Genomic DNA, 25,509 nt, shown 5'->3' with positions numbered 1-25,509 from the left:
AGCGAAACTGGATGAGGCTAAACCTATGACGTGTGAGACCCGGCAGGGGTTGCGTCGTGGGGGTTGTGGGATTTCTCTTTCATCGTCTGCCGGCGATGAGACGAGTCAGAAACCGTTGATGTAGGCGAAGGGCATGCGAAAGGCCCGGCGTAGAGGGTAAGACCCCCGTAGCTGAAACATCAGCGGCTCGTTTGAGTTATTCCCAAGTAGCACGGGGCCCGAGAAATCCCGTGTGAATCTGGCGGGACCACCCGCTAAGCCTAAATATTCCCTGGTGACCGATAGCGGATAGTACCGTGAGGGAATGGTGAAAAGTACCGCGGGAGCGGAGTGAAATAGTACCTGAAACCGTGTGCCTACAAGCCGTGGGAGCGTCGGAACCTTTTCGGAGGTTCTCGTGACTGCGTGCCTTTTGAAGAATGAGCCTGCGAGTTAGCGGTGTGTAGCGAGGTTAACCCGTGTGGGGAAGCCGTAGCGAAAGCGAGTCCGAATAGGGCGATTGAGTTGCACGCTCTAGACCCGAAGCGGAGTGATCTAGCCATGGGCAGGTTGAAGCGGAGGTAAGACTTCGTGGAGGACCGAACCCACCAGGGTTGAAAACCTGGGGGATGACCTGTGGTTAGGGGTGAAAGGCCAATCAAACTCCGTGATAGCTGGTTCTCCCCGAAATGCATTTAGGTGCAGCGTCGTGTGTTTCTTGCCGGAGGTAGAGCACTGGATAGGCGATGGGCCCTACCGGGTTACTGACCTTAGCCAAACTCCGAATGCCGGTAAGTGAGAGCGCGGCAGTGAGACTGTGGGGGATAAGCTCCATGGTCGAGAGGGAAACAGCCCAGAGCATCGACTAAGGCCCCTAAGCGTACGCTAAGTGGGAAAGGATGTGGAGTCGCAGAGACAACCAGGAGGTTGGCTTAGAAGCAGCCACCCTTGAAAGAGTGCGTAATAGCTCACTGGTCAAGTGATTCCGCGCCGACAATGTAGCGGGGCTCAAGCGTACCGCCGAAGTCGTGTCATTGCAGTATGTACCCCCAACGGGGACTGTGATGGGTAGGGGAGCGTCGTGTGCCGGGTGAAGCAGCCGCGGAAGCGAGTTGTGGACGGTTCACGAGTGAGAATGCAGGCATGAGTAGCGATACACACGTGGGAAACGTGTGCGCCGATTGACTAAGGGTTCCTGGGTCAAGCTGATCTGCCCAGGGTAAGTCGGGACCTAAGGCGAGGCCGACAGGCGTAGTCGATGGACAACCGGTTGATATTCCGGTACCCGCTTTGAAGCGCCCAATATCGAATCCATTAATGCTAAGGCCGTGAAGCCGCCCTTGATCTCTTCGGAGTGAGGGGGAGTGGTGGAGCCGCTGATCCAAGGTGGTAGTAGGTAAGTGATGGGGTGACGCAGGAAGGTAGTCCAGCCCGGGCGGTGGTTGTCCCGGGGTAAGGGTGTAGCCCGAGAGATAGGTAAATCCGTCTCTCATACAGGGTGAGACCTGATGCCGAGCCGATTGTGGTGAAGTGGATGATCCTATGCTGTCGAGAAAAGCCTCTAGCGAGTTTCATGGCGGCCCGTACCCTAAACCGACTCAGGTGGTCAGGTAGAGAATACCGAGGCGTTCGGGTGAACTATGGTTAAGGAACTCGGCAAAATGCCCCCGTAACTTCGGGAGAAGGGGGGCCACGTCTGGTGATCCGATTTACTCGGTGAGCTGGGGGTGGCCGCAGAGACCAGCGAGAAGCGACTGTTTACTAAAAACACAGGTCCGTGCGAAGCCGTAAGGCGATGTATACGGACTGACGCCTGCCCGGTGCTGGAACGTTAAGGGGACCGGTTAGCTCCATTTCGGTGGGGCGAAGCTGAGAACTTAAGCGCCAGTAAACGGCGGTGGTAACTATAACCATCCTAAGGTAGCGAAATTCCTTGTCGGGTAAGTTCCGACCTGCACGAATGGCGTAACGACTTCTCGACTGTCTCAACCATAGGCCCGGTGAAATTGCACTACGAGTAAAGATGCTCGTTTCGCGCAGCAGGACGGAAAGACCCCGGGACCTTTACTACAGTTTGATATTGGTGTTCGGTTCGGCTTGTGTAGGATAGGTGGGAGACTTTGAAGCGGCCACGCCAGTGGTTGTGGAGTCGTCGTTGAAATACCACTCTGGTCGTGCTGGATGTCTAACCTGGGTCCGTGATCCGGATCAGGGACAGTGTCTGATGGGTAGTTTAACTGGGGCGGTTGCCTCCTAAAGAGTAACGGAGGCGCCCAAAGGTTCCCTCAGCCTGGTTGGCAATCAGGTGTTGAGTGTAAGTGCACAAGGGAGCTTGACTGTGAGACCGACGGGTCGAGCAGGGACGAAAGTCGGGACTAGTGATCCGGCGGTGGCTTGTGGAAGCGCCGTCGCTCAACGGATAAAAGGTACCCCGGGGATAACAGGCTGATCTTCCCCAAGAGTCCATATCGACGGGATGGTTTGGCACCTCGATGTCGGCTCGTCGCATCCTGGGGCTGGAGTCGGTCCCAAGGGTTGGGCTGTTCGCCCATTAAAGCGGTACGCGAGCTGGGTTTAGAACGTCGTGAGACAGTTCGGTCCCTATCCGCTGCGCGCGCAGGAGTCTTGAGAAGGGCTGTCCCTAGTACGAGAGGACCGGGACGGACGAACCTCTGGTGTGCCAGTTGTTCTGCCAAGGGCATGGCTGGTTGGCTACGTTCGGGAGGGATAACCGCTGAAAGCATCTAAGCGGGAAGCCTGCTTCGAGATGAGGACTCCCACCCACTTGATGGGGTAAGGCTCCCAGTAGACGACTGGGTTGATAGGCCGGATATGGAAGCACGGTAACGTGTGGAGTTGACCGGTACTAATAGGCCGAGGGCTTGTCCTCAGTTGCTCGCGTCCACTGTGTTAGTTCTGAAGTAACGAACACGCCCCCGTTTATGCCGGTGGTGTTTGATTTCTTCATAGTGTTTCGGTGGTCATAGCGTTAGGGAAACGCCCGGTTACATTTCGAACCCGGAAGCTAAGCCTTTCAGCGCCGATGGTACTGCAGGGGGGACCCTGTGGGAGAGTAGGACGCCGCCGAACAATTTTTCCGGGAAAGCCCCGTACCATTGATGGTACGGGGCTTTTCTGCGTTTCCGGTCCTTAGGGGCACGACCCCCAGAGCACCCACTTCATCCGTGTTCTGGTCCGATGAGGTCTTTGCCGATCCGCAGGGGGACCAGGGCCCCATCAGACCAGCCTCCGCTTCTTACAGCCGGCCAGCTGCCTTCAGCGCCAGATAGGCGTCCGCGACGGCGGGAGCGAGATCGTCCGGGGTGGCGTCCACGACAGTCACTCCGTGCCGTTGCAGCTGCTCTGCGGTGCGACGGCGTTGGGCCTGGGCCTGGGCGGCTGCAGCAGCGTCGTACACCGCCTCCAAGGTGCCCCGACCGGTCGCCATCTCCTTGATGTGAGGATCGGCGACCGACGCGAGGAGCACCGTATGGCGCTGAGTGAGCTGAGGAAGGACAGGCAGCAGGCCCTCCTCGATCGGAGCGGCGTCGAGGCTCGTCAGCAGGACGACCAGGGAGCCCCTCGGGGCATGCTTCAGCGTGGCGGCGCTCAGGCCGCGGGCGTCGGTCTCCACGAGCTCGGGTTCGAGCGGTGCGAGGGCGTTCACCATCGAGGGGAGCACCTCGCCTGCCGTTCTGCCCTGGACCTGTGCCCGGATGCGGCGGTCGTAGGCGAGGAGGTCCACGCGATCCCCGGCCCTGGTCGCGAGTGCCGCCATGAGAAGTGTGGCGTCCATGGCCGCATCCAGACGGGGCACGTCGCCGACGCGGCCCGCGGATGTCCGCCCGGTGTCCAGCACGATGAGGATGTGGCGGTCACGTTCGGGACGCCAGGTTCGTACGGCGACGGTGTTTTGGCGGGCCGTGGCGCGCCAGTCGATCGAGCGGGTGTCATCGCCGGGGACATAGTCGCGCAGGCTGTCGAACTCGGTTCCTTCACCCCGGGTGAGCACACTGGTGCGGCCGTCGAGCTCGCGCAGCCGGGCGAGCCGTGAAGGCAGATGCTTGCGGCTGGTGAACGGAGGCAGCACGCGAACGGTCCACGGCACTTGGTGACTTCCCTGGCGCGCCGCCAGGCCGAGAGGTCCATAGGAGCGGACGGTGACGCGGTCCGCTTGCCGGTCGCCGCGGCGTGTAGGACGCAGGGTCGTCGAGACGCGGCGCCGCTCACCTGCTGGGACCGTCACCTTGTGTCGGGACGCGGCCTGTTCCGTGCCAGGCACCCAACTACTGGGCGGCCAGGCGTCGCGGAGGTCTGCGTGCAGACGGCGGCCGGACGGGTTGGTGACGGTGAGCTGGACTGCAGCGCTGCCACCGAGTCGAACTGATGTATCACCAGATCGGGTGAACTGGAGCCTGCGCACTGGTGCGGCCAGTGCGTAGTCGCACAGAATTGCTACGGAGAGTGGTGCGTTGACGGCCAGGAGTCCCGCCCAGCTGGGTGCGAACACACCGATGGGGACGGAGGCGAGAGCGGCAAGGAGAGCGGTTCGTCCGGTGAGGGCCACGATGCACTGCCTCAGCGGGGGACGGGGACGTGGGTGAGGATCGCGGAGATGACGGAATCTGCGGTGACACCCTCCATCTCCGCCTCGGGGCGCAGTTGGATGCGGTGCCGGAGGGTGGGTAGGGCGAGTGCCTTCACATCGTCCGGAATGACGTAGTCGCGGCCTGTGAGCCAGGCCCAGGCTCGGGCGGTGGAAAGCAGCGCGGTGGCTCCGCGAGGAGAGACGCCGAGGGTGAGCGAGGGGGATTCACGGGTGGCGCGACAGATATCGACGACGTAGCCGGCGATTTCGGGGGACACCGAGGTCTTCGCGACTGCTGCGCGGGCGGCGGCGAGGTCGGCCGGTCCGGCGACCGGGCGAATTCCCGCGGCCTGCAGGTCCCGTGGGTTGAAGCCCTCAGCATGACGGGCGAGGACGTTGATCTCCTCCTGGCGTGAAGGCAGCGGCACCGTCAGCTTGAGGAGGAAGCGGTCCAGCTGGGCCTCGGGGAGGGGGTACGTGCCTTCGTACTCGACCGGATTCTGGGTCGCGGCCACCAGGAACGGGTCGGGCAGCGGGCGCGGAGTGCCGTCGACCGTGACCTGACGCTCCTCCATGGCCTCGAGCAGCGAGGACTGGGTCTTCGGAGGCGTCCGGTTGATCTCGTCGGCCAGCAGCAGATGGGTGAACACGGGACCCGGCTGGAAGGAGAACTCCGCGGTCCGCGCGTCATAGACCAGAGACCCGGTCACGTCGCTGGGCATCAGGTCAGGGGTGAACTGGACGCGCTTGGTGCCCAGTTCGAGAGACGCGGCCAGAGCGCGGACGAGCAGTGTCTTGGCGACACCGGGGACTCCTTCGAGGAGCACATGACCCCGGCACAGCAGGGCGACGACGAGTCCCGTCACTGCGGAGTCCTGGCCGACCACGGCCTTCGCGATCTCGGTTCGCAGGGCCTCCAGGGAGGCGCGTGCGCTGTCCGAGTCCTCTGCGGTCTCGGGGGTCGGGGCGCTCATGAGGTGCGTACCTCTCTTTCGAGGGCGTCGAGTTGGTCGGACAGGCGGATCAGTTCGGCGTCGCCGGAGGGAGCCGGGCCGAAGAGCAGGGCCCTCAGATCCCGGTCCCCGTCCGCGAGATGCGCGGACACGGCAGGGAGCAGGACATCGGGGAAGTGCGCGTCTGCCGACGCGATGCCGAGCAGAGGGGCGAGACGGGAGCGGGTGGCGGAACGGAGCGTGGAAGCAGCCCGGTCGCGGGCGTTGACCTTGCGGTAGAGGCGGGCCCGTCCCTCGGTGGACTCCGAAGCGCGGATGGCGACGGGCAGACGCTCCGTCACCAAGGGTCCGAGTCGTCGGGCGCGCCAGACGGCGGCGAGCAGCGCGGCGATGAGAAGTTGCAGCGCGCCCCACAGCCAGCCGCCGGGGATCAGATCGGCGAGGGTGCTCGCACCCGATTCGTCATCGTCATCGGGGGCGGATGCATCACTCAGTGAGGGGAGGTACCAGACCAGATGAGGCCGCGAACCGAGGAGTTGGAGGGCGAGCGAGGCGTTGCCCTCCCTGTCGAGGCGCTCGTTGTAGAGGACGTCGGGAGAGCCGAGCAGGACGGTGTCACCGCCCTTCGGGTTTTCGATCCTGAGCAGGCTGGGCAGCCCGCGGCTGAGGTAACACGCGTCGGTGTCGAGCAGGTCGTCCGCCGTGTACCGCTCGCCGCCGACGTCGGCCTTCCCGGCACGCATGGCGGCTGGATAGGTGCACTGGGGTGCGCGGGCGGTGACGGACGTGTGCGCGGCAGCCCGTACGCCGGGGGCGAGGATCTCCACCGACGGCGATCCGGCAGCCACGAGGACCGTGCGGCCGCCCGACGGCGCCATGGCGGCGCGCAGAGCCTGCTGCTGGTGTTCCGTCAGCAGATCCGGTGTGACCACCAGCAGCGTGGAGTCGGGCCCCGTGGCCGCGGTCGCCTCGTCGAGGGTGGTGACCACGCGGGTGTCGACCCCTCGGCTCCTGAGCAGTTCAGCCACGGCCCGGCTGCCCGGACGGTCCGCGGACCGGGGATCGAGCCGGCCGTGCTGCTCCCCGGAGCGCATGGCGGCGAAGGCGATCCCGGCGGCGGTGAGGATGACGAGAGCGAGCAGTACACCCCGTGTACGGGTCCAGATCTGGCGGGCGTTGAGGGACATCGCGGTCGGGGCGGACGGGGTGCCGGTCGTGGGCGCGCTCACTCGGCTGCTCCTCGGGACACGGCGCTGAGATGCGGCTTGGTGGCCTCCAGCCGCTCGTCGAGGTCCTTGAGGCGCAGATATGTCTCCTGGTCGGCCGTGCGGCCGCCGTATGTGACGGCGTCGAAGGACCGTGCCGCCTCGTGCAATGCGGCTGCGTTGTCGGGCAGGGATCGGCCGGCTTCCGCCGCGGCCTCGTCGGCGGTGCGGCCAGGGCGTGGCTCGAGCAGGGTCCGCTCCTCCAGCGCACGGACGATGGCACGCATCCGTTCCTGGACTGCCTGGTTGAAGAGGCCGGCGGCGGCCTGTTCGTCAGCGGCGGCGCGGTGCTGGGCGGCGCTGCGGGGGCCCTCGTCGAAAAGAGCGTCACGGGAGGCGAGTGCGCGCCGCGGAGTGCCCAGCCGCCACCACAGCGCGGCGGCAAGGGCGACGACGATCATGATGATGACGACGAGCCCGAGCGCCCCTCCCGGAGCCACCCCCGACGCGCTGTCGAAGATGCCGTCGATCCACTCCCAGAAGCGGTCGAGGGCACGCTGGATGAGGTTCGGGTCGTTCTCGTGGTACATCGGCCTGGACAGTTCGCGCTCGGCAGCCTCCCGGGCAGGCACGCGTGGGATGTCCACCGGTAGGCCGGGTACGTCGTCGGCGCGCGGCAGCAGGCGCGCGGCACTGGTGCCCCCCGTGACCGACACGGCCTCAGCCCCTGGTCGTCTCGTCGCCGCTCGGCGCACTGTAGCCGGGGACGCCGGCGGCCCGGGCCAGTTCGAGGTCGAGGGCCTCGCGGCGGATGCGCTGGTCCACATAGAGGAGCACCGTCACTCCGGCGGAGATCGGGTAGCTGATGGACGAGGCGATGACGGCGCCGATGCCCGTGATGATCAGGAAGGGCCAGCCGAACTCGGGTCCGGTGCCGTCGAGCATTCCGCTCAACCCGTTGCCGTCAGCTATGAAGGCGATCAGGGTGAACGGAATCTCGATGATCATCGAGACGATGAACGTCAGCACCAGTACCAGCAGCAGGATGCCGAACGTACGCCACCAGGCGCCGCGGACCAGCTTGGCGGAGCGGCGCATGGACGGGATGATGCCCTGCCGCTCCAGCATCAGAGCCGGCGAGGCGAGGGCGTAGCGGACCCAGAGCCAGACGGCGACGAGTACTCCGGCGAGGGCGCCCAGCGCACCGAGAAGCGCGGAGTCGATCAGTACGCCGGGGAGGAACCCCACGGCGATGACGCCCGTGCAGATCAGCACCATGAACAGGGTCAGCCCGAGGAGCGGGATCATCCGCGGCCGGGCCTCGCTCCAGGCGTCGGCGAGGCTGACCTGGCGCCCCAGGACGGAGCGGCTGATCACGATGGTGAGCAGCGCGGTGATGACGAGGGTGGCGATCAGCGCGATGACCAGGGACGGGATGGTGGCGATCAGGTTGGTCTGCGTGCTGTCGACGAGCTGGTTGAGGGCTTCCGCGGGAGTCGCGTCCGGGTCAGGGGCGGGGGCCCGCGGGACCAGGTAGCGCTGGGCGAGGATGCTCGCCGTCTGCGCGAGTACGGACATCGTGATCGTGATGCCCAGCACGGTCCGCCAGTGCGCACGGAGCGTCGACACCGCGCCGTCGAGGATCTCGCCCACGCCGAGCGGGCGCAGGGGGATGACTCCGGGCTTGGCGGCGTGCGGAGCACCCCAGCCACCGGGCGGCTGTCCGCCGCCCCAGCCGGGCTGGACCGGAGGCACGGGCCCGCCGCCGGGCGGCGTGGGCGGGGTCCACTGACCGGCGGGCGGCTGCTGCTGGGACCACTTCGAGGCGGGCACGGCCGCGTCGGCGGGCTGCTGAACTCCGGAGTCCTGGCCGTCGGGGGGCACGGAGCCGGGCGAGGCCCAGCCCGGAGTGTCGTTCACAGTCGTCCACCTCGTGGAGTGCTCATGGGGCCGGCCTGGCGAGCCGACTCCGTCCTGATGCCTCTCCGCCCGTGTGACGGGAAGCCGGCAGCCATCGTGCCACGCGCCGCTCGCAGGTGGACCGGGCCCTGGATCATCGCTTTCACCTTCATTGTGCGTGCCACAGCGGGCAGACTGGGCGAATGGCTGATCAGCAGAATCAGGTGCCTCACGGAGTGGAGCACCCATTGCCGTCACTGCGTTGGGACGATCGTCCCAAAGGACCCGTATTGGTCCTTCTCGACCAGACCCGGCTGCCGGCCGAGGAGGTCGAGCTCGTCTGTGGCGACGTTCCGGCGCTGGTCCGGGCCATCCGGGCGCTGGCTGTGCGTGGGGCGCCGTTGCTCGGGATCGCCGGTGCGTACGGGGTTGCCCTCGCTGCGGTGCGCGGGGACGACGTCGACGATGCCGCGGCCGCACTGGAAGGGGCGCGGCCCACCGCGGTGAATCTCGGCTACGGGGTGCGGCGGGCTGCCGCGGCCCACCGGGAGGCGGTCGGTGGAGGCGCCGGTGCCCGGGAGGCGGCGGCGGCCGTGCTTGCCTCCGCGAAGGCACTGCACCGGGAGGACGCCGAAGCCAGCGCCCGGATGGCGCGCCACGGTCTCGCGCTGCTCGGTGAGCTGCTGCCGGCCGGCGACCACCGCATACTGACCCACTGCAATACGGGACGCCTGGTCTCGGGCGGTGAGGGGACGGCGTTCGCGGTGGCGCTCGCCGCGCATCGCGCGGGCCGACTGCGCACACTGTGGGTGGACGAAACTCGTCCGCTGCTGCAGGGCGCGCGGCTCACCGCCTACGAGGCGGCCGTGAACGGAATGGCGTACACGCTGCTCACGGATGACGCGGCCGGTTCCCTGTTCGCGGCGGGACAGGTGGACGCCGTGCTGATCGGCGCCGACCGGATCGCCGCGGACGGCTCCGTGGCCAACAAGGTGGGGAGCTATCCACTGGCGGTGCTGGCCAAGTACCACCATGTGCCGTTCATCGTGGTGGCGCCGACCACCACGGTGGACCTGCGGACCCCGGACGGGGCGTCGATAGAGGTGGAGCAGAGGGCGGGGCAGGAGGTGACGGACATGTACGCGCCACACGTTCCGGCGGCCGGGGAAAGCCCGGGCGGCCGGGTGGAGGCATTGAGGCTGGCGCCGAGGGGCACGTCGGTGTACAACCCTGCGTTCGATGTCACACCGCCCGAGCTCGTGACGGCTCTCGTCACTGAGGAAGGCGTTTCGTCCCCGGTCACAGGGGCCGGAATCGCGGAGCTGTGTGCCAGGTCACGCCAGGTAACGATGAGCTAATGGGATGATGTCGAATATGAAGGGACGCGTCCTTGTCGTCGATGACGACACCGCACTGGCCGAGATGCTCGGGATTGTGCTGCGTGGTGAAGGGTTCGAGCCGTCGTTCGTAGCGGACGGCGACAAGGCTCTTGCCGCTTTCCGGGAGGCCAAGCCGGACTTGGTGCTGCTGGACCTCATGCTGCCCGGCAGGGACGGTATCGAGGTGTGCCGGCTGATCAGGGCCGAGTCGGGTGTGCCCATCGTCATGCTCACCGCCAAGAGCGACACCGTAGACGTGGTCGTCGGGCTGGAGTCCGGCGCGGACGACTACATCGTGAAGCCGTTCAAGCCGAAGGAGCTCGTCGCCCGCATCAGGGCGCGGCTGCGGAGGTCGGAGGAGCCCGCTCCCGAGCAGCTCACCATCGGCGACCTGGTCATCGATGTGGCCGGTCACTCCGTGAAGCGGGACGGGCAGTCGATCGCGCTCACTCCGCTCGAGTTCGATCTGCTCGTCGCGCTGGCACGTAAGCCGTGGCAGGTGTTCACCCGCGAGGTGCTGCTCGAGCAGGTGTGGGGCTACCGCCATGCCGCCGACACCCGGCTGGTGAACGTCCATGTGCAGCGGCTGCGCTCCAAGGTCGAGAAGGACCCGGAGCGGCCGGAGATCGTGGTGACCGTCCGTGGTGTCGGTTACAAGGCAGGGCCGAGCTGACATGACCGTGGGCAGTGCTGCTCCGAAACCCGGGGGGCCGGGAGTCCGTACGGGGCGGGCTGCCGAAGCGGGTCGTGGGCCTTCACGCGTAGGCAGGGTGTTCCAGACCGGGGCGCCGGGTGGACCGGTGCTCCGGCTCGCCATGCGCCTGATCCGCCGCCCGCTGCTGCCCGCGGTGCGGCTGTGGCGGCGGAACATCCAGCTGCGCGTCGTGGTGAGCACGCTGCTGATGTCGCTGGGCGTGGTGCTGCTGCTCGGGCTGGTCGTCATCGGCCAGGTCCGCAACGGGCTGCTGGACGCCAAGGAGCAGGCGGCGCAGAGCCAGGCCGCCGGTGGTTTCGCCGCGGCCCAGGACAAGGCGAGCGGGCCGGTCGCGCTCGGCGGGCCGGACGGTGACGCGACCGACGGCAGGCCCGGCCGTGGCGCCGTGAACTGGCGGTCCGAGCTCGTGAAGCAGCTGGCCAGTGGCGGCCAGGGCGCGTACCACGTGGTGGCGCTCAGCCCGGACTCCAGCGACGCGGGCACCAGCCGGGGCCCCAGGGCGTCCGGCAACGTGGATGTGACGAGCATTCCCCAGGACCTGCGCGACTCGGTCGCGCAGGGCACGGGCACGTTCCAGACGTACGTCAGCATCAAGTACTCGCCCTCGAAGGATCCGGAGGCGGGTCTGGTCGTGGGCAAGCGCCTCAACGACGTCGCGGGCAACGCCTACGAGCTGTACTACCTCTTCCCGCTGACGCAGGAAGACGAGTCCCTGAGCCTGGTCAAGGGGACGCTGGCGACTGCGGGCCTGTTCGTGGTCGTCCTGCTCGGCGCGATCGCCTGGCTGGTGGTGCGGCAGGTCGTCACGCCTGTGCGGATGGCCGCCGGGATCGCCGAGCGGCTCTCGGCCGGGCGCCTCCAGGAACGGATGAAGGTCACCGGCGAGGACGACATCGCCAGGCTGGGTGAGGCCTTCAACAAGATGGCGCAGAACCTCCACCACAAGATCCAGCAGCTGGAAGACCTCTCCCGGATGCAGCGCCGGTTCGTCTCCGACGTTTCGCACGAGCTGCGTACACCGCTGACGACCGTGCGGATGGCGGCGGACGTCATCCACGAGGCCCGGGCCGACTTCGATCCGGTGACGGCACGCTCCGCGGAACTGCTCGGGGACCAGCTGGACCGCTTCGAGTCGCTGCTCTCCGATCTGCTGGAGATCAGCCGTTTCGACGCGGGAGCGGCGGCGCTGGAAGCCGAGCCGATAGACCTCAGGGACGTCGTGCGCCGGGTGATCGGCGGCGCCGAGCCGCTGGCGGAGCGCAAGGGCACCCGCATCCGTGTCCTCGGTGACGAGCAGCCGGTGGTCGCCGAGGCCGACGCCCGGCGAATCGAGCGCGTCCTGCGCAATCTCGTGGTCAACGCCGTCGAGCACGGCGAGGGGCGCGATGTGGTCGTACGGCTGGCAGCCGCCGGCGGTGCCGTGGCCGTGGCCGTGCGGGACTACGGCGTCGGGCTGAAGCCGGGCGAGGCGACGCGCGTGTTCAACCGCTTCTGGCGGGCCGACCCGGCGCGTGCGCGCACCACCGGTGGCACGGGCCTCGGCCTGTCCATCGCCGTCGAGGACGCGCGGCTGCACGGCGGCTGGCTGCAGGCCTGGGGCGACCCGGGCGGTGGCTCGCAGTTCCGGCTGACGCTGCCGCGCACCGCGGACGAGCCGCTGCGCGGTTCGCCGATACCCCTGGAACCGGAGGACTCCCGGCGGGCCCGGCAGCGTTCCTCCGACCACACGGCAGGCGAGAACGCGCTGCGGCTGGCGACTGTGCCGTCCCAGCCCGGTGCGGAGCGCGCGCCGATAGCGATGCCCGCCCGGGCATCGGCCCACGCACAGCCGTCGACGCCTGTGGACCCGGCGGCCCTGCCGGGCAGCGGTGCGCGGGTCGTGGCGCGTCAGGCGGGCGAACGGACGAGTGACGGCGACAGCGCCGGACGGATCTCGAAGGGGGAGGACTCGACTCGTGGGCGCTGATCGTCGTGGTCACGGCCGTTGGCGCGTGATGCGGTCGGCCGCGCTGCCCACCTGTGCGGCACTGCTGCTGGGCGGGTGTGCGTCGATGCCGGACAGCGGGGACGTCGAACAGGTGAAGGCCACCAAGGGGGCGGATTCGCAGGTGCGGGTCCTCGCGGTGGCGCCCCGTGAGGACGCCTCGCCAGAGGAGATCGTCGTCGGGTTCCTGGAAGCCATGACGAGTGACGATCCGAGCTTCGCGACGGCACGCAAGTACCTGACCAAGCGGGCGGCCCAGGAATGGAGGCCGCAGGAGCTGACGACGGTGCTGACCGAGGCGCCGAACCCGGCCCAGCCCGCGGCGGGGGCGGGCGAGGACAGCCGCAGCTATCTGCTCTCGGGGGAGCAGATCGCGACAGTGTCCCAGCACGCCTATCAGGCGGTGCCGCCCACCCAGTACAGCGGATCGCTGAGCTTGGTCCGGCAGAGCGGGCCGGACGGCAAGGGCAAGGAGTGGCGCATCGACTACGCCCCCCCGGGCCTGGTGCTCGGGGAAAGCGACTTCCAGCGCAACTACGGCTCGGTCAACAAGTACTACTTCGCCGCCGGTCAGCAGTCGGTGGTCGCCGAACCGGTCTACGTCCGGCAGCGCCAGGACCCGGTGACCCGGATGGACCCGGTCGCTCAGACCGTGTCGGCCCTGTTCGAGGGCCCGACGAAGTGGCTGGGGCCGGTGGTCACCTCTCCCTTCCCCAAGGGCACCGCGCTGCGCAAGGGCACCACGTCCCTGACCCCGGACGACCAGAACGTCCTGAAGGTGCCGCTCAACGACAAGGCCGCCCATGCGGGGCGGACCGTCTGCCAGAAGATGGCGACGCTGGTGCTGCTGACCCTGCGTGGTCTGACGTCGCCCCGCGTCGAGCAGGTGCAACTGCAGCGTTCGGACGGCACCACGCTGTGCGTGCTCAGCGCCGACCAGGCGGAGGCTTCCGCACCGGTGCGGCCGTCGGTGCGGGCGCACAACGTGTACTTCGTCGACTCCGATGGACGGATGGCCGTCGTGTCCCCTTCGGGGACGCCTGACAAGACCACGGTGCGCGGACCGTTCGGCACCGGTGAGCTGCATCTGGGGACGCTCGCGGTCGCCCGCAACGAACAGCGGGCCGCGGCCGTGTCGCCGGACGGCCAGCACCTGTACGCCGCCTCGATCATCTCCGACGAGAAGCTCGGCACCCCCTTGGTGAACAGCACCGCCAGAAAGCCCCAGGACGGGTTGTCGGCCCCCAGCTGGGACCGGAGCGATCTGTGGGTGGCCGACCGCAACCCTGCGGCGCCGAAGCTGCTGCGCCTCGCGGGTGGCCGGGGTACGCCCCAGGAAGTGAGCGTCGCCGGCCTCGACGGTGCCCGGATCGAGTCGCTGAGGGTGTCGGCCGACGGGGTGCGGATAGCCCTGCTGCTGTCGAAGGAGGGCCGGAGCTCGCTGAAGATCGGCCGGTTGGAGCGCCGGGTCAACGCTGATGGGACGACCGCGGTCTCCGTGGTCGAGCTGCAGTCCGCCGCGCCCCGGCTGGAGTCGGTGAACGCGGTGTCCTGGGCGGGGCCGAGCCGGCTCGTGGTGGTCGGCAAGGAGGCGGGCGGCGTGCAGCAGGTGCGCTACATCGCCACCGACGGCTCCCTCTCACCCGCGGGCGGGGTGCCGGGCCTGAACAAGGTGTCCGCCGTCGCCGCCACCGAGGACGAGGAGCAGCCGCTGGTGGCCGTCTCCGACGACGGACTGGTGCGGCTGGCGCCCTCCGCCAACTGGCAGACGATGATCGACAAGGGCTCGTCGCCCGTCTATCCGGGATAGCGCCCGCCCGGCGCCGCCACGCGTGCGGGGACCGGCTGGTCACAGCGCGTTCGGCAGTGCCCGTGAGCATGCCCGCGGGGTTTTCCACAGGGGTGGCGGGGCTCTTCCGGCAACGGCACAGTGGACACCATGCGGGGCTGGTGGCACGAGATCGCAGGGCTGGTGCTGCCGGTCGTCTGCGCGGGCTGCGGGTGCCCTCGCACCGGTCTGTGCGAGGAGTGTGCCTGGCAGCTGGCGGGCCGGGAGCCCCAGCGGGTGCGACCGTGTCCCGAGCCGTCGGGACTGCCCGTGGTCTTCGCTGCGGGCCGCTACGAGGGCGCGGTGCGGGCCGTACTGCTGGCACACAAGGAGCGGGGTGCGCTGTTGCTGGCCGGGGCACTGGGCGGTGCGTTGGCCGGGGCCGTGAGGGCGGTGGAAGCCGTGGCGACCACGGAGGGTGGACCGGAGCCGCTGTTGCTCGTTCCCGTGCCGTCGGCACGGCACGCGGTGCGGGCCCGGGGGCACGACGCGGCACGGCGTATCGCGATGGCGGCCGCCGGAGCGCTGCGCCGGTCCGGGGTCCGTGCCACGGCGCTCCCGGTCCTGCGGCAGTGCCGTCCGGTGGCCGACCAGTCGGGCCTCACGGCCCGCCTGAGGCTGGCGAACATGGCCGGGGCTCTGGAGGTGGTCCCGGGTGCCGAGCGGCTGCTGGAGGGCCGCAGAGCGGTCCTGGTGGACGATCTGGTGACGACGGGCGCCACCCTGGCCGAGGCGGCGAGGGCTTTGCGGGCCTCCGGTGCGGGACCGCGGTCGGCGATCGCCCGGATGAGTGCGGCCGTGGTGGCCGCGCCGGCGCTGTCCTTCACGTCCGTCCGGAACCGACCCGGTGGCCGGGACGTTGCAGCTGGTGAGGGGGAGGGGACCTGAATGGACGTACGCGCTGGTAGCGGGTGCCGACAACGGTCGGGGAGAGCTATGTTCGGGTGGTGAGGAATGGTGAACTCTGGTCTTCGTCGAATACATGGCCGAGTTAAGGCCAGGTGTTCGTGACGTAATCCCCGAACCTCGAAAATTGGTGGGGTGGAGATCTTGCCGATGGGGGAGGAGGAGGTGAAAGTCGCCAAGTCCGAGGCTCCGGCACTGACCGGAGCTTGGTGCAAGAGGGAGACGCTCCGCAGCGCATGCGGAGCAATCCGGGAACGGAGTTCTGCGTGGACATCGTCGTCAAGGGCCGCAAGACCGAGGTGCCGGAGCGGTTCCGCAAGCACGTGACCGAGAAGCTGAAGCTGGACAAGATCCAGAAGTTCGACGGCAAGGTGATCAGCCTCGACGTCGAGGTGTCCAAGGAGCACAACCCGCGGCAGGCAGACCGTTCCGACCGCGTGGAGATCACCCTTCACTCGCGTGGCCCCGTGATCCGGGCGGAGGCCGCTGCTGCCGACCCGTACGCGGCGCTCGACCTGGCCACTGCCAAGCTCGAGGGGCGGCTGCGCAAGCAGCACGACAAGCGGCACACGCGCCGGGGCAACGGCCGGCTGTCGGCTGCCGAGGTCGCGGATGTCGTGCCCAACGTGGCCCAGTTGAACGGAAGCGGTGAGCCCGTCTCCCAGGAGACACCCGAGACCGTGCCCACCACCAGGATCGGCTCGCTCGAAGTACAGGGCGAAGGACCGCTGGTGGTCCGCGAGAAGAACCATGTGGCAGCCCCGATGACGCTCGACCAGGCGCTCTACGAAATGGAGTTGGTCGGGCACGACTTCTACCTGTTCGTCGACTCCGAGACGAAGGAGCCCAGTGTCGTCTACCGGCGGCACGCGTACGACTACGGCGTTATCCACCTGCGTACCGACCCGTTCGCCGGGAGCGAGTCGAGTGGCGCCGGTGGTGCGCTCGGCGGCTGATCCCGTCCTCCCGATGGTGCCCCTGGAGCGCCCTGTGCGCCCCCAGGGGCACCTGTGTGCCACCACGGGGCCACCGCGCGGGGGTGCGGGCATGAAATCATGGCGACCCGAGCCAACCAGTGCGCTGTCGACTGCGGTTGGCAGACCGCAGAGACCAGGGCCACGGCCTCAGGGGGAGGAACGATGGCGGACAGCTTCGGGCCGGTGCAGGGCAGGGACGACACCGAGCGCGCGGACGGTACGCAGACGGGTGATTCCCGGAAGGAACCGATCCGGGTGCTCGTGGTGGACGACCACGCCCTCTTCCGCCGCGGGCTCGAGATCGTGCTCGCCCACGAGGAGGACATCCAGGTCGTCGGTGAGGCCGGCGACGGCGCGGAAGCCGTCGACAAGGCGGCCGACCTGCTGCCGGACATCGTGCTGATGGATGTGCGCATGCCGAAGCGGGGCGGCATCGAGGCCTGCACCTCCATCAAGGAGGTCGCCCCCAGCGCGAAAATCATCATGTTGACGATCAGCGACGAGGAGGCCGACCTCTACGACGCGATCAAGGCCGGTGCCACGGGCTACCTCCTCAAGGAGATCTCCACGGACGAGGTCTCGACGGCCATCCGGGCCGTTGCCGACGGCCAGTCGCAGATCAGCCCCTCCATGGCGTCCAAGTTGCTCACCGAGTTCAAGTCGATGATCCAGCGCACGGACGAGCGCCGGCTGGTGCCCGCGCCCCGGCTCACCGAACGGGAGCTGGAGGTCCTCAAGCTGGTGGCCACAGGGATGAACAACCGCGACATCGCCAAGGAGTTGTTCATCTCCGAGAACACGGTGAAGAACCACGTGCGCAACATCCTGGAGAAGCTCCAGCTCCACTCCCGGATGGAAGCGGTCGTTTACGCCATGCGCGAGAAGATCCTCGAGATCCGCTGACCCGGCGGCACGGGACAGCGCGACCGCACTCGTGTGATCCGCACTCCTGGGATCCGCGCTCGCGTTGTCCGTTTGTCCGTGATCGTGTGATCAGCCCAGGGCCGCCACCAACGGCGCGGTCAGTTCGGAACGGTCGACGCGCTCGACGCGTATGGCGTCGCAGCCCACCCACTCCGCCGCCTCCAGCAGCGCCGATGCCATGGGGCCGACCGCCTTGGGGCCCGCCAGCGAAACCTGGCGGGCGACCAGTGTCGTGCCCTCACGGGCCGGGTCGACCCGACCCAGCAGCCTGCCGCCCGAGAGCAGCGGCATCGCGAAATAGCCGTGCACACGCTTGGCCTTGGGGACGTACGCCTCGAGCCGGTGCGTGAACCCGAAGATCCGCTCGGTGCGGGCGCGCTCCCAGATCAGCGAGTCGAACGGCGACAGCAGCGTCGTACGGTGACGCCCGCGGGGCTCGCTCGCCAGCGCCTCGGGGTCCGCCCAGGCGGGCTTGTCCCAGCCCTCGACACGCACCGGGACGAGACCGGAGTCGGCGACCACCGCGTCGAACTGCTCGCCCTTGAGACGGTGGTAGTCCGCGATGTCCGCGCGTGTGCCCACCCCCACGGCCTCACCGGCGAGCCGCACCAGGCGGCGCAGGCACTCCCGGTCGTCCAGATCGTCATGGAGCAGCGCGTCCGGGATCGCGCGCTCTGCGAGGTCGTACACCCGCTTCCAGCCGCGCCGCTCGGTGCACACCACTTCGCCGTACATCAGAGCCCGCTCGACGGCCACCTTCGAGGCGGACCAGTCCCACCACTCTCCGCCGTTCTTCGCGCCGCCCAGCTCGGTCGAGGTGAGCGGGCCTTCGGTGCGCAGCTGCTTGATCACCGTGTCGTAGGCGCCGTCCGGAAGGTCGTGGTACCACTGCGGGCGGTCGCGGTAGGCACGGCGGCGGAAGGCGAAGTGCGGCCATTCCTCGACGGGGAGGATGCAGGCCGCGTGCGACCAGTACTCGAAGGCGTGCGTCTCGGTCCAGTAGGCGTCCTCGACCGTCTTGCGGCCCACGGCCCCCAGCCGTGCATAGGGGATCAGCTCGTGCGAGCGAGCCAGCACCGAGATCGTGTCCAGCTGGACCGCGCCGAGATGACGCAGCACACCGCGCACGCCGGCCCTGCGGTCGGGGGCGCCGAGGAACCCCTGGGCACGCAGGGCGATTCGGCGGGCCTCGTCGGCGGACAGTTCGGCAGCTGCGGGCGGCACAGTCGTCATGCACCGCACCCTAGAGGGCGCCTCTGACAACAGGCCCCTGACCAGGGATGACGGAGCTGCCTCAGTCGGCAGCGCCGCCAGCCGAGGCCGACGGCAGCGCCGCCCGCAGTGGCTGCGACCCCCGCTTCCTCAGACGCCCCGGCGCAACTGCTGCGGCACACCCTGCCGGCCCTCGGGCGCCGGACACTCGCCCCCGGTGGTCCGAAGCTCGCCCTTGGCCGGCAGATACGGGACGGCCGACACCAGCCCGAGATCGGAGGGGAGCAGTGAGCCGACCCAGCTGTCGCGCAGCGTCCCACGGTGCTGGAGGCCCGCGCGCCGGACGCCCTCGACGGTGAAACCCGCCTTCTCGGCCACCGCGCGGGAACCTGCGTTGCCCACTTCGGCGAGCCACTCCAGGCGGATGCAGCCGAGCTCGGTGAAGGCCCAGCGCGCCAGTGCCGACACGATCTCCGCCGCGTAACCGCGGCCCCGCTGCTCGGCGGCCGTCCAGTAGCCGATCTCCCACCCGCCCGCACGCGGGTTGTGCAGGCCGGCCGAGGCGATGAGCGGGCCGCCGCCGCGCGGACGTGCGCAGAAGGTGTATGCCGTGTCGTTGCGCCAGCCGCTCGGCACGACCAGCCCGACGAACTCCTCCGCGTCCTCCTGCCCGTAAGGGACGGGTATCGCGGAGATCCACCGCTGGATGGCGGGATCCTGGCATGCCGCACGCACCTCCCCGGCGTCGTCCGCCGTGAACGTGCGCAGCTCCAGCCGCTCTGTGGTGAGACTGATGGGATCCATGACGGGATTCTCGTCACTGTCCGTCTGTCATGCGAACACTTTTCGGGACCTGCGGCACCTTCCGCGCCCGTCGGACGTTCTCCTTGGTACGGGGAACTCGGCCCGCTCCGGGACACCGCCGGGCGTGCCCCGGGGGGAGGACCTCCCGGGGTGGTGGGGTCCTCGCTTACGATGGCCGTTGCGGTGGGGCCCACCTGCCGTGCCCGCGCCAGAGTCCATCACACGACCCAGTGCCAGGCCCGACCGGCAAGGAGACCCGCCTCAGTGTCCGTCTTCAACAAGCTCATGCGTGCAGGCGAAGGCAAGATCCTGCGCAAACTGCACCGCATCGCGGACCAGGTCAACTCCATCGAAGAGGACTTCGTCAGCCTCTCGGACGCCGAGCTGCGGGCGCTCACCGATGAGTACAAGGAGCGCTTCGCAGACGGCGAGAGTCTGGACGACCTGCTGCCCGAAGCCTTCGCGACGGTGCGTGAGGCCGCCAAGCGCGTCCTCGGCCAGCGTCACTACGACGTCCAGCTGATGGGCGGTGCCGCGCTGCACCTCGGCTACGTGGCCGAGATGAAGACCGGTGAGGGCAAGACCCTCGTCGGCACGCTCCCGGCCTACCTCAACGCGCTCTCGGGCAAGGGCGTCCACCTGATCACGGTCAACGACTACCTGGCCGAGCGCGACTCCGAGATGATGGGCCGGGTACACAAGTTCCTCGGCCTGTCCGTCGGCTGCATCCTGGCCAACATGTCCCCGGCGCAGCGCCGTGAGCAGTACGGCTACGACATCACGTACGGCACGAACAACGAGTTCGGCTTCGACTACCTGCGCGACAACATGGCGTGGTCCCAAGAGGAGCTCGTCCAGCGCGGCCACAACTTCGCCATCGTGGACGAGGTCGACTCGATCCTCGTCGACGAGGCCCGTACGCCGCTGATCATCTCCGGCCCGGCCGACCAGGCGACCAAGTGGTACGGCGACTTCGCGAAGCTGGTCACCCGCCTCACCAAGGGTGAGCCGGGCAACCCGCTGAAGGGCATCGAGGAGACCGGCGACTACGAGGTCGACGAGAAGAAGCGCACCGTCGCCATCCACGAGCCCGGTGTCTCGAAGGTCGAGGACTGGCTGGGCATCGACAACCTCTACGAGTCGGTGAACACCCCGCTGGTGGGCTACCTGAACAACGCCATCAAGGCCAAGGAGCTCTTCAAGAAGGACAAGGACTACGTCGTCATCGACGGCGAAGTCATGATCGTCGACGAGCACACCGGCCGTATCCTCGCCGGCCGCCGCTACAACGAGGGCATGCACCAGGCGATCGAGGCGAAGGAAGGGGTGGACATCAAGGACGAGAACCAGACCCTCGCCACGATCACCCTCCAGAACTTCTTCCTCCTGTACGACAAGCTCTCCGGAATGACCGGTACGGCCATGACCGAGGCCGCCGAGTTCCACCAGATCTACAAGCTCGGCGTCGTGCCCATCCCGACGAACCGGCCGATGGTCCGCAAGGACCAGTCGGACCTGATCTACCGGACCGAGGTGGCCAAGTTCGAGGCCGTCGTCGACGACATCGCGGAGAAGCACGAGAAGGGTCAGCCGATCCTCGTCGGCACGACGTCGGTCGAGAAGTCCGAGTACCTCTCCCAGCAGCTGAACAAGCGGGGTATCCAGCACGAGGTGCTCAACGCCAAGCAGCACGACCGCGAGGCGATCATCGTCGCCCAGGCCGGCCGCAAGGGCGCGGTCACGGTCGCCACGAACATGGCCGGCCGTGGTACGGACATCAAGCTCGGCGGCAACCCGGACGACCTCGCCGAGGCGGAGCTGCGCCAGCGGGGCCTGGACCCGGTCGAGCACGTCGAGGAGTGGGCCGCGGCCCTCCCCACCGCCCTGGAGAAGGCCGAGCAGGCCGTCAAGGCGGAGTTCGAGGAGGTCAAGGCGCTCGGCGGGCTCTATGTGCTGGGCACCGAGCGGCATGAGTCGCGGCGTATCGACAACCAGCTGCGCGGTCGTTCCGGCCGTCAGGGCGACCCGGGCGAGTCCCGCTTCTATCTGTCGCTCGGTGACGACCTGATGCGTCTGTTCAAGGCGCAGATGGTCGAGCGGGTCATGTCCATGGCCAACGTCCCGGACGATGTGCCGATCGAGAACAAGATGGTGACCCGCGCGATCGCGTCCGCCCAGTCGCAGGTCGAGCAGCAGAACTTCGAGACGCGTAAGAACGTCCTGAAGTACGACGACGTGCTCAACCGCCAGCGCCAGGTCATCTACGCCGAGCGCCGCCGTGTGCTGGAGGGCGAGGACCTGCACGAGCAGATCCGCCACTTCATGGACGACACCATCGACGCCTACATCCAGGCGGAGACCGTCGAGGGCTTCGCCGAGGACTGGGACCTGGACCGGCTGTGGGGCGCGTTCAAGCAGCTGTACCCGGTGAAGACCACGGTCGAGGAGCTCGAGGACGCGGCGGGCGACCGGGCCGGGATCACCGCTGAGTTCATCTCCGAGACCATCAAGGACGACATCTACGAGCAGTACGACGAGCGCGAGAAGCAGCTCGGCTCGGACATCATGCGCGAGCTCGAGCGGCGTGTGGTGCTGTCCGTCCTCGACCGCAAGTGGCGCGAGCACCTGTACGAGATGGACTACCTCCAGGAGGGCATCGGCCTCCGGGCGATGGCCCAGAAGGACCCGCTGGTCGAGTACCAGCGCGAGGGCTTCGACATGTTCACCGCGATGATGGAGGGCATCAAGGAGGAGTCCGTCGGCTACCTGTTCAACCTGGAGGTCCAGGTCGAGCAGCAGGTCGAGGAGGTCCCGGTGCAGGACGCGGCCGAGAAGGCCTCCCTCAAGAAGGAGGACGCGGTGCCCGCAGGCGCCGGCCGTCCCGAGATCCGCGCCAAGGGTCTTGACGCGCCGCAGCGTCCGGACCGGCTGCACTTCTCCGCTCCGACGGTCGACGGCGAGGGCGGGGTCGTCGAGGGCGACTTCAGCAACGGCGAAGGGCCGGCGCGGTCCGAGTCGGACGGGATGACGCGCGCGGAGCGTCGTAAGGCGCAGAAGAGCACGGGCGGACGCCGTCGTAAGAAGTAGTCCCTGTAGCCGGCAGTAGTCACCGCAGTCCCCGGTCCACGCGCATCGGGGCGTCAACGGCCGTGGGCCGGACACCAGCCATTCGGGTGTCCGGCCCACGGCCGTGCTGCGCGGCGCAGCCGGTGCCGTCCGGTGCCGCAGGCGGCCGGGCGAACGACCGGTCCTGTCGACTGATCGGCGCGCCCTGACGGTCCCCGCGGGCCGTCGTGCGCGCAGGGAGGGCCTCACACCCCGACCGTGAGCCGTTCGCCGCCCAGCTCCACCGCAGCGCAGCGCCAGCGGAGGTCGCCGCCCTGCTCGAGGCGGAAGGCCATCGCGCGGACCTGGTCGCCCGTGCCGATCCGGGCGAAGGCCTCGATGACGCCGGGCCTCGGGACGCACTCGTCGCAGTGGCGCAGCACGGGCCGCAGACCGTTCGCCGCCAGCGGGGCACCGGGGGCGAGGCGGATCAGGCTCTCGTACGCGTTCCCCACGGTGTGGCCGAGCATCCAGTGGACCGGGCGATTGCCGCTGAGAACCGCGAGCAGGCGCTCCGCGAACCAGTAGCGGGGGAGGCGGGATCTGGCGTCGGCGTGCGGCACGGTGCGTCGTGGTGCGAGTCGGCCGGGAGCCCGGCTGTCGTGGCGCCCGCCGGGCGTGGTGCGTGTCCGGGCCGATGAGTGGTCCATGGCTGTCGCCCCTTCCGATACCCACAAGTAACTTATCGTCGCGGATCTTGTACGGGGAGTGACGGGGTGGTCGCAAGTGCCGTCGTCCCGCGAGGAAGCGGGCCCGAGAATCACCTATCAGGGTGATGGGCGGTGCATGGCGCCTGATGAGAGGCGCTCCGGGAGCTTCGAAAGCGACCTCGGTGAGGGCGCTCGGGGGCACCCTGATGGGGGATCGCGCACGTATCCTTAAGTGCTCACCCGACGACGAAAGCGGCCTGCCATGCGCGTCTACGTACCCCTGACCATCCCCGGTCTCGCAGAGGCGTACAAGGCGGGCGAAGTGGGCCCCGGACCGCTGACGGCCTACGCCGTGACGCCCGCGCTGCGCGAGTGGTACGTCTCCGACGACATCGAGGAGCTCGAGTACGCCGCGCTCAGCAGGGCGGCGGCGGCTTCGCTGCGGCTGCTCGCCGGGGACCCCGGTGCGGCGCGGCGGCGCGTCGTCGTCGCCGTGGACGTAGCCGACGGTGACGCCGTCGCCGACCCCGGTCAGGGGCTCGGCTCCGCCTCGCTCGGTGAGGTGCGGATCGCCTCGCCCGTGCCGCTGAGGAAGGCGGCGGCGGTGCATGTGGACTCCGACGAGGCGGACGCCGATGTGTCGGCGGCGGCGGACGCGCTGGGCGCGGCGGATCACGGCGACGACGACGCCCAGTTCGTGGTGGACGGTGCCGAGGACCATGAGCTTCTGTGGTACGGGGTCCAGGAGATCCCCGGACTCGTCGGCTGACCCGGCGGTCCCGGTCCACGGCTCCGGCTGTCACACCCTGCCGGTACCGTTGCTCGGCATGGGGAAGCACCGCGCACATCTGGTCTGGGACTGGAACGGCACACTGCTCGACGACATCCACGCGGTCATCGAGGCGACGAACGCGTCTTTCGCGGAGATCGGAATGGAGCCGATCACCCTGGAGCGCTACCGGGACCTGTATTGCGTGCCGGTGCCCCGTTTCTACGAGCGGCTGATCGGCCGGCTGCCCTCGGACGAGGAGTGGGCGGTCATGGACGCCGCCTTCCACCGGCACTACTGGCTGCTCGCCGAGGCGTGCGGGCTCACCGCGGGCGCGGCGGAGCTGCTCGCCGAGCTGCAGTCCACGGGCCGCACGCAGTCGCTGCTTTCCCTGGCCCCGCACGAGCATCTGATACCGATAGTCCGGCGCCACGGCATCGAGGACCGCTTCGTGCGGGTCGACGGCCGCACCGGCGGGTCGCACACGGGCAAGGCGGAGCAGATGGTGCGCCACCTCGCGGCCCTCGAGGGGGTCGCGGCGGAGCGGATCGTGGTCATCGGCGACGCGGTGGACGACGCGGTCGCGGCGACGCACGTGGGCGCGAACGCCGTGCTGTACACCGGCGGATCCCACAGCAGGACCAGCCTGGAGTCGGCGGGTGTTCCGGTGGTCGACAGCCTCGCCGAGGCCGTGGCGCTCGCGGAGGAGCTGGTGGCCTAGGAAGCGCCCGGGGCCGGACGTACTTCCCCGGCCCCGGAGCCGGGGAAGCGGAGGCTGTCCGACGCTCGCAAACGCCCCGCACGGCGTGATGGAGCTCCCACGGAGGCCGGAGGGCCGTGCGGAGGCCGCCGCGAGCTTCCCGTCAGCTCAGCGGAGCCTTCTCCCGCAGCACCTTCACGAACTCGCGCATCCACGCCGGGTGGTCCGGCCATGCCCGGGACGACACCAGACTGCCGTCCACCACCGCCTCCGCGTCCCTGAAGGAGGCGCCGGCAGCCTGCATGTCGAGTTCGAGCGCCGGGTACGCCGTGACCCCGCGGCCGGTGAGGCTGCCGACGGCCGCCGTGAGCAGCGGCCCGTGGCAGATCTGCGCCACGGGCTTGTCCGCGTCGAAGAAGGACTTGAGGATCTTGCGGAGCTCGGGGTCGTTGCGGAGGTACTCGGGCGCCCGGCCGCCCGGAATCACGACCGCGGCGTACTCACCCGGATCGACCTCCGAGAAGGCCAGGTCGGCGGGCCAGGTGTAGCCCGGCTTCTCCGTGTACGTGTCGAAGCCCGGCTCGAAGTCATGGACCACGAACTGGAGCTTCTTGCGGGCCGGAGCGGCGATGTGGACCTCGTACCCCTCCTCGCGCAGCCGCTGGTACGGATACAGCACCTCGAGTGACTCGGCCGCGTCGCCGGTGACGATCAGGATCTGCACAGTCATGGCTACTGCTCTCCGGAATCGATGTATTGATTTGTCAGCATGCGCTCGTGCTTGTCGCTGTCAGTTGTCTCTTATGGTTGATTGTCGCCTTCAGTCCACGGTTCAACCTGCCGTGCCCGGGCCCTGTCCGCCAAAGGCCTCTGTGTCGCTGTCCAGAGTGTCAAACTTCCGGCCCCGCTTTTGTACACATACGGCTCATGAC

19 protein-coding genes and 2 rRNA genes (1 of these 21 only partly in view) are annotated in these 25,509 nt (G+C 68.5%); 12 read left to right on the top strand and 9 right to left on the bottom strand.

The features are described from left to right. Together ACTWOL_RS14775 and rrf are read left to right on the top strand one after the other, a co-directional pair. Nucleotides 1–2,869, top strand: a 23S ribosomal RNA gene (locus ACTWOL_RS14775); it begins 253 nt to the left of the window's first position. Between the two features lie 83 nt (nucleotides 2,870–2,952). Then, a 5S ribosomal RNA gene (rrf, locus tag ACTWOL_RS14770) occupies nucleotides 2,953–3,069 on the top strand. Nucleotides 3,070–3,235: 166 nt separating this feature from the next. Here the strand turns inward: rrf and ACTWOL_RS14765 are convergent. The 5 genes from ACTWOL_RS14765 to ACTWOL_RS14745 all read right to left on the bottom strand — a co-directional run bounded on the left by ACTWOL_RS14765 (nucleotide 3,236) and on the right by ACTWOL_RS14745 (nucleotide 8,645). Further along, nucleotides 3,236–4,087 carry a DUF58 domain-containing protein gene (locus tag ACTWOL_RS14765; protein ID WP_474297154.1) on the bottom strand — a complete coding sequence of 284 codons (852 nt, stop codon included), beginning with the start codon at nucleotides 4,085–4,087 and terminating at the stop codon, nucleotides 3,236–3,238. 470 nt (nucleotides 4,088–4,557) lie between these two features. Further along, nucleotides 4,558–5,541, bottom strand: coding sequence for an AAA family ATPase (locus tag ACTWOL_RS14760; RefSeq protein ID WP_474297153.1), 984 nt, complete (start codon nucleotides 5,539–5,541; stop codon nucleotides 4,558–4,560). Next, a complete protein-coding gene (locus ACTWOL_RS14755) occupies nucleotides 5,538–6,749 on the bottom strand; it encodes a DUF4350 domain-containing protein (RefSeq protein ID WP_474297152.1) in 1,212 nt (403 codons plus the stop codon). Before ACTWOL_RS14755 ends, ACTWOL_RS14760 begins: the two co-directional genes overlap by 4 nt. Beyond that, a complete protein-coding gene (locus tag ACTWOL_RS14750) occupies nucleotides 6,746–7,441 on the bottom strand; it encodes a DUF4129 domain-containing protein (protein ID WP_474297151.1) in 696 nt (231 codons plus the stop codon). The genes ACTWOL_RS14755 and ACTWOL_RS14750 overlap by 4 nt, the downstream gene beginning before the upstream one ends. A gap of 4 nt (nucleotides 7,442–7,445) precedes the next feature. Beyond that, complete coding sequence (locus ACTWOL_RS14745) at nucleotides 7,446–8,645, bottom strand: DUF7847 domain-containing protein (RefSeq protein WP_474297149.1); 1,200 nt, start codon at nucleotides 8,643–8,645, stop codon at nucleotides 7,446–7,448. Nucleotides 8,646–8,827: 182 nt separating this feature from the next. On the opposite strand from ACTWOL_RS14745, the gene mtnA reads away from it, so the two are divergent. The 7 genes from mtnA (at nucleotide 8,828) to ACTWOL_RS14710 (ending at nucleotide 17,316) form a co-directional block, all read left to right on the top strand. Beyond that, nucleotides 8,828–9,982, top strand: a complete 1,155-nt coding sequence (gene mtnA / locus ACTWOL_RS14740; RefSeq protein WP_474297148.1) for an S-methyl-5-thioribose-1-phosphate isomerase — start codon at nucleotides 8,828–8,830, stop codon at nucleotides 9,980–9,982. Nucleotides 9,983–9,986: 4 nt separating this feature from the next. Further along, a complete protein-coding gene (gene mtrA / locus ACTWOL_RS14735; protein WP_219852863.1) occupies nucleotides 9,987–10,676 on the top strand; it encodes a two-component system response regulator MtrA in 690 nt (229 codons plus the stop codon). A 97-nt stretch (nucleotides 10,677–10,773) separates the two neighbouring features. Then, nucleotides 10,774–12,684: an MtrAB system histidine kinase MtrB gene (gene mtrB, locus ACTWOL_RS14730; RefSeq protein ID WP_474297147.1), complete on the top strand. Its 1,911-nt coding sequence runs from the start codon at nucleotides 10,774–10,776 to the stop codon at nucleotides 12,682–12,684. Next, the gene (locus ACTWOL_RS14725) at nucleotides 12,674–14,512 is read left to right on the top strand and encodes an LpqB family beta-propeller domain-containing protein (protein ID WP_474297146.1); all 1,839 of its coding nucleotides are present in this window, start codon (nucleotides 12,674–12,676) and stop codon (nucleotides 14,510–14,512) included. The genes mtrB and ACTWOL_RS14725 overlap by 11 nt, the downstream gene beginning before the upstream one ends. Nucleotides 14,513–14,641: 129 nt before the next feature. Then, a complete protein-coding gene (locus tag ACTWOL_RS14720; RefSeq protein ID WP_474297145.1) occupies nucleotides 14,642–15,418 on the top strand; it encodes a ComF family protein in 777 nt (258 codons plus the stop codon). A 284-nt stretch (nucleotides 15,419–15,702) separates the two neighbouring features. Next, entirely contained in the window at nucleotides 15,703–16,392 is a 690-nt protein-coding gene (gene hpf / locus ACTWOL_RS14715; RefSeq protein WP_474301164.1) for a ribosome hibernation-promoting factor, HPF/YfiA family, read from the top strand. Nucleotides 16,393–16,575: 183 nt separating this feature from the next. After that, complete coding sequence (locus ACTWOL_RS14710) at nucleotides 16,576–17,316, top strand: response regulator (protein WP_474297144.1); 741 nt, start codon at nucleotides 16,576–16,578, stop codon at nucleotides 17,314–17,316. 90 nt (nucleotides 17,317–17,406) lie between these two features. On the opposite strand, the gene ACTWOL_RS14705 is transcribed toward ACTWOL_RS14710, so the two are convergent. Then, complete coding sequence (locus ACTWOL_RS14705; protein WP_474297143.1) at nucleotides 17,407–18,570, bottom strand: winged helix-turn-helix domain-containing protein; 1,164 nt, start codon at nucleotides 18,568–18,570, stop codon at nucleotides 17,407–17,409. Nucleotides 18,571–18,699: 129 nt separating this feature from the next. Then, a complete protein-coding gene (locus ACTWOL_RS14700; RefSeq protein ID WP_474297142.1) occupies nucleotides 18,700–19,353 on the bottom strand; it encodes a GNAT family N-acetyltransferase in 654 nt (217 codons plus the stop codon). Between the two features lie 264 nt (nucleotides 19,354–19,617). Here ACTWOL_RS14700 and secA point away from each other — a divergent pair, with 264 nt between their 5' ends. Then, entirely contained in the window at nucleotides 19,618–22,440 is a 2,823-nt protein-coding gene (secA, locus tag ACTWOL_RS14695; RefSeq protein WP_474297141.1) for a preprotein translocase subunit SecA, read from the top strand. Between the two features lie 224 nt (nucleotides 22,441–22,664). Here the strand turns inward: secA and ACTWOL_RS14690 are convergent, their stop codons facing one another. Then, nucleotides 22,665–23,108: an Rv3235 family protein gene (locus tag ACTWOL_RS14690; RefSeq protein ID WP_474297140.1), complete on the bottom strand. Its 444-nt coding sequence runs from the start codon at nucleotides 23,106–23,108 to the stop codon at nucleotides 22,665–22,667. A gap of 262 nt (nucleotides 23,109–23,370) precedes the next feature. Here ACTWOL_RS14690 and ACTWOL_RS14685 point away from each other — a divergent pair, with 262 nt between their 5' ends. Together ACTWOL_RS14685 and ACTWOL_RS14680 are read left to right on the top strand one after the other, a co-directional pair. Next, nucleotides 23,371–23,877, top strand: coding sequence for a DUF6912 family protein (locus tag ACTWOL_RS14685; protein ID WP_474297139.1), 507 nt, complete (start codon nucleotides 23,371–23,373; stop codon nucleotides 23,875–23,877). A 58-nt stretch (nucleotides 23,878–23,935) separates the two neighbouring features. Next, on the top strand, nucleotides 23,936–24,598 hold the full coding sequence (locus ACTWOL_RS14680; RefSeq protein WP_474297138.1) for an HAD family hydrolase: 663 nt from the start codon (nucleotides 23,936–23,938) through the stop codon (nucleotides 24,596–24,598). A 142-nt stretch (nucleotides 24,599–24,740) separates the two neighbouring features. On the opposite strand, the gene ACTWOL_RS14675 is transcribed toward ACTWOL_RS14680, so the two are convergent. Next, nucleotides 24,741–25,307, bottom strand: a complete 567-nt coding sequence (locus ACTWOL_RS14675) for a DJ-1/PfpI family protein (RefSeq protein ID WP_474297137.1) — start codon at nucleotides 25,305–25,307, stop codon at nucleotides 24,741–24,743. Between the last annotated feature and the right edge of the window lie 202 nt (nucleotides 25,308–25,509).

The sequence above is a fragment of the Micromonospora sp. IBHARD003 genome (genome assembly GCF_056106285.1).
The sequence above is the reverse complement of the archived record's forward strand: the minus strand, read 5'-3'. Positions and strand labels throughout refer to the sequence as shown.